General features: G+C 71.6%; 5 protein-coding genes. 4 read left to right on the top strand and 1 reads right to left on the bottom strand.

The genetic code is table 11. From position 1 onward, the window contains the following. Positions 1–184 precede the first annotated feature (184 nt). Genes VGD85_RS15025 through VGD85_RS15010 form a run of 4 tightly spaced genes read left to right on the top strand, consistent with a single transcriptional unit; the run spans position 185 to position 3,318 of the window. Positions 185–1,672, top strand: coding sequence for an MFS transporter (locus VGD85_RS15025; RefSeq protein WP_331064247.1), 1,488 nt, complete (start codon positions 185–187; stop codon positions 1,670–1,672). 32 nt (positions 1,673–1,704) lie between these two features. Continuing rightward, positions 1,705–1,944: a hypothetical protein gene (locus VGD85_RS15020; protein WP_331064246.1), complete on the top strand. Its 240-nt coding sequence runs from the start codon at positions 1,705–1,707 to the stop codon at positions 1,942–1,944. Positions 1,945–1,982: 38 nt separating this feature from the next. Continuing rightward, a complete protein-coding gene (locus tag VGD85_RS15015) occupies positions 1,983–2,750 on the top strand; it encodes a hypothetical protein (protein WP_331064245.1) in 768 nt (255 codons plus the stop codon). Positions 2,751–2,754: 4 nt separating this feature from the next. Then, complete coding sequence (locus VGD85_RS15010; protein ID WP_331064244.1) at positions 2,755–3,318, top strand: 2'-5' RNA ligase family protein; 564 nt, start codon at positions 2,755–2,757, stop codon at positions 3,316–3,318. Here the strand turns inward: VGD85_RS15010 and VGD85_RS15005 are convergent. After that, positions 3,305–3,749, bottom strand: a 445-nt coding sequence (locus tag VGD85_RS15005; RefSeq protein WP_331064243.1) for a hypothetical protein, incomplete at its 5' end; no start/stop codon positions are given. The two genes, VGD85_RS15010 and VGD85_RS15005, sit on opposite strands and share 14 nt — an antisense overlap.

The raw sequence follows: 3,749 nt of genomic DNA, 5'->3' as shown, positions 1-3,749 counted from the left end.
CAGTTTCCTGCCTCATGCGGAAACTGGCGCCGACTCGGCGTGGCTCAGGGGGAAACTGGCGCCGACTCGGCGTGGCTCAGGGGGAAACTGGCGCCGCCTCGGCGTGGCTCAGGGGGAAACTGGCGCCGACTCGGCGTAGGGGTCGTGAGAGTGACGGCGGTCACGGCTGGGTACGGCAGTCGTCATGGCAGTCGAAACCGGTCGGATCACCACCGACATCCCCGCTCGCCTGGACCGGCTCCCGTGGGCGCGTTGGCACTGGCTCGTCGTCATCGGTCTGGGCACCGTCTGGATCCTCGACGGCCTCGAGGTCACGATCGTCGGCTCGATGTCCGACGCCCTCAAGCCCGACGGCACCGGCCTGGGCATGAACAACTTCGACATCGGCCTGGCCGGGTCGATGTACGTCGCCGGCGCCTGTCTGGGTGCCCTGTTCTTCGGCCAGCTGACCGACCGGCTGGGCCGCAAGAAGCTGTTCCTCATCACGCTGGCCGTCTACACCGTGGCCACCGTGCTGACCGCGTTCTCCATGAACCCGATGTGGTACTTCGCCTGCCGCTTCCTCACCGGCTGCGGCATCGGCGGTGAGTACGCCGCGATCAACTCCGCCATCGACGAGCTGATCCCGGCGAAGTACCGGGGCCGGGTCGACGTCGCCATCAACGGCTCGTTCTGGGTCGGCGCCGCCGGTGGCGCGCTGCTCACGATCCCGCTGCTCGACCCCACCGTCATCGGCCAGGAGTGGGGCTGGCGGCTGGCGTTCGGGCTCGGCGCGATCCTCGCCGTCGGCATCCTCATCGTGCGGCGCAACGTGCCCGAGAGCCCGCGCTGGCTGTTCATCCACGGCCGGGAGGACGAGGCCGAGGTGATCGTCCGCGACATCGAGCGCACGGTGTCCGAGGAGTCCCACCACCAGCTGCGCGACGTCCACGACACGATCACGATCCGGCAGCGCAGGTCCATCGGCATCCCGCTGATCGCCAAGACCGTCTTCACGCTCTACCCCAAGCGCACCGTGCTGTGCTTCTCGCTCTTCGTGGGCCAGGCGTTCCTCTACAACGCCTTCTTCTTCACCTACGGCGACACCCTGACCACGTTCCTCGGGGTCGAGCAGACCGGCTACTACATCGCGGTCTTCGCGGCGAGCAACTTCGCCGGTGCGCTGCTGCTCAGCCCGCTGTTCGACAGCCTGGGCCGCGTCAAGATGATCACCACCACCTACCTGGGCTCCGGCATCCTGCTGGCGATCACCGGGTTCTACCTCGGCAGCTTCGACGCCACGACGCTGACGCTGATGGGCGCGATCATCTTCTTCATGGCCTCGGCCGGCGCGAGCGCGGCGTACCTCACCGCGAGCGAGATCTTCCCCATGGAGACGCGCGCGCTGTGCATCGCCTTCTTCTACGCCATCGGCACCGCCGCCGGTGGCATCTCCGGCCCGCTCTTCTTCGGCTGGCTGATCGAGCAGGCCTCCGCGGACAAGGACATCACCCAGATCGCGATCGGCTACTTCGTCGGGGCCGCGCTGATGATCGTCGGTGGTGTCGTGGAGGCGTTCCTGGGCGTCCGGGCCGAGGGCAAGTCGCTCGAGAGCCTGGCCAAGCCGCTGACCGCCGAGGACGACGACACCGGGACGGCCACCGGGTCCGGGGCCCAGCCGCAGCACGCCTGACCGACGCAGCCGAGACCACAGGGAGCCACGCCATGCCGATGCCACCGCCGAAACCGTCGACCGAGGGCAAGCGCGATCGCCAGGTCTTCCACGAGATGGGGCAGATCGTCCGGGCGCTGGAGACGGAGGGACCGCAGCGCCCGGACGACCTGGCCCGCCTGGTCGGCGCGGCGTACTGGGAGCGCGACCGGTTCGACCGTGCGCTCGCGTTCGCGGTGGCCGACGGCCTCGTCTACCGGACCTCGGAGGGGGCGCTGGCGGCCGCAGGCTGAGCGGCTGGCGGCTTGGCCGATCTCCGTAGGCTGGCTCCATGATGGGCCTGGTGATCCTCCTCCTGCTGGCCGTCATCGTGGCGGTCGCCGTGATGGCGCGGCGCAGCTCGCAGGCGCGTGAGGTCGAGCGCCGGCGCGCCGAGCTCGAGCCGGTGAAGAAGCTCGCCTTCGAGGACATCACCGCGCTCGGGGAGGAGCTCCAAGCACTCGACCTGGATCTCGCGGGTCACCAGCTCGGGGCGGGGGAGAACGCCGACTACCAGCGGGCCCTCGACGCCTACGAGTCGGCGAAGACCGCCGGTGACGCGATGACGCGTCCCGACGACGTCCGGCACGTCACGCAGATCCTCGAAGACGGGCGCTACGCGATCGCGTGCGTCCGCGCGCGGGTGGCGGGCGATCCGCTGCCGACCCGCCGCCCGCCGTGCTTCTTCGACCCGCGGCACGGCCTGTCCGTCGCCGACGTGCCGTGGACCCCGCCCGGCGGTGCCACCCGCGACGTCCCGGCCTGCGCCCTCGACGCCGAGCGGGTGGCCGCCGGCGCCGACCCGGACGCCCGGATGGTGATGGTCGGCGCTCAGCGGGTGCCCTACTGGCAGGGCGGGCGCGCCTACCAGCCGTACGCCTCGGGGTACTTCGGCGCGTTCAGTCCGATGGACTGGATGTTCGCCGGCCTGCTGTTCGGCGGGTTCGGCGGCTTCGACGCGCTCGGGGAGGGCATCGGCGCGCTGGGCGAGGGCATCGGTGACGGCATCGGCTCGATCGGCGACGGCATCGGCGACCTGTTCGACGGCTTCGACTTCTGAGCCGATGCACGGCTCGCTCGGCCGCGCGACCCACACGGCGGTCATCGTCCCCGTCCCCGAGGCGGAACCGGCCGTGGGCGAGCACCGGCTCCGGCTCGACCAGGCCGCCTCCTGGGGCGTCCCTGCACACGTCACCGTGGTCTTCCCGTTCGTCCCGCCTGAGGACGTCGACGCGCAGGTGGTCGCCGCCTTGGGCTCGGCGCTCGCCGCGCAGCGCTCCTTCGACTGTGCGTTCTCGACCTGTGGGTGGTTCGGGGAGGACGTCTTGTGGCTCGCTCCCGAGCCCGCCCAGAGGTTCCGTGACCTCACCGCTGCCGTGGTCGAGAGGTTCCCCGGCTTCCCGCCGTACGGCGGTGCCTTCGACGAGGTGGTGCCGCACCTGACCGTCGGCGAGTCCCGGCTCGGCACGCTCGCCGACCTCCGGGCGGCCGAGGCGGAGGTGAGCCGGGCCCTGCCGATCGCCACCCGGGTCGACCACGCCATGCTCATCGCCGGTACCGACCAACCGGGCTCCTGGCACCCGGTCGCCCGGCTGCCGCTCCAGCGGGCGGCGCTCAGCCGCGCCTGAGCTGGGCCACGTGCAAGGTGACGAACCGGCCGAGCACGGAGTCGCTGTCCACGGTGTCGGGGTCGGACGCGGCGTAGTCGCCGGTCACCTCGAACGTGTACCTGCCGGTTGCGTGGCCGGCGGGGAGGCGCACGCTGGCCAGGGCGGTGCCCGAGCCCGCGGTCGGGTCGCTGGTGGAGGTGGCGACGACCGCACCCGACGGGTCGTGCACGGTCACGGTGTAGCTGAACAGGCTCGCGCCGACCGTGCCACCCGACGGGAACGCCAGGCTCACCGCCAGGCGGTCGGTCCGGGTGGACACGGGCACGGCGTACGTCGCGCTGTCGCTGCCGCCCACGGTGGCCGGCGGAGCGGCGTGCACGAAGAAGTCCGAGCGCAGCACGCGGGTGCGGTCGGCCGCGAGCACGCGACGGTCGGCCGCGCGGGCGGCC

This window comes from Nocardioides sp., assembly GCF_036401255.1.
Lineage (GTDB): Bacteria > Actinomycetota > Actinomycetes > Propionibacteriales > Nocardioidaceae > Nocardioides.
The sequence above is the reverse complement of the archived record's forward strand: the minus strand, read 5'-3'. Positions and strand labels throughout refer to the sequence as shown.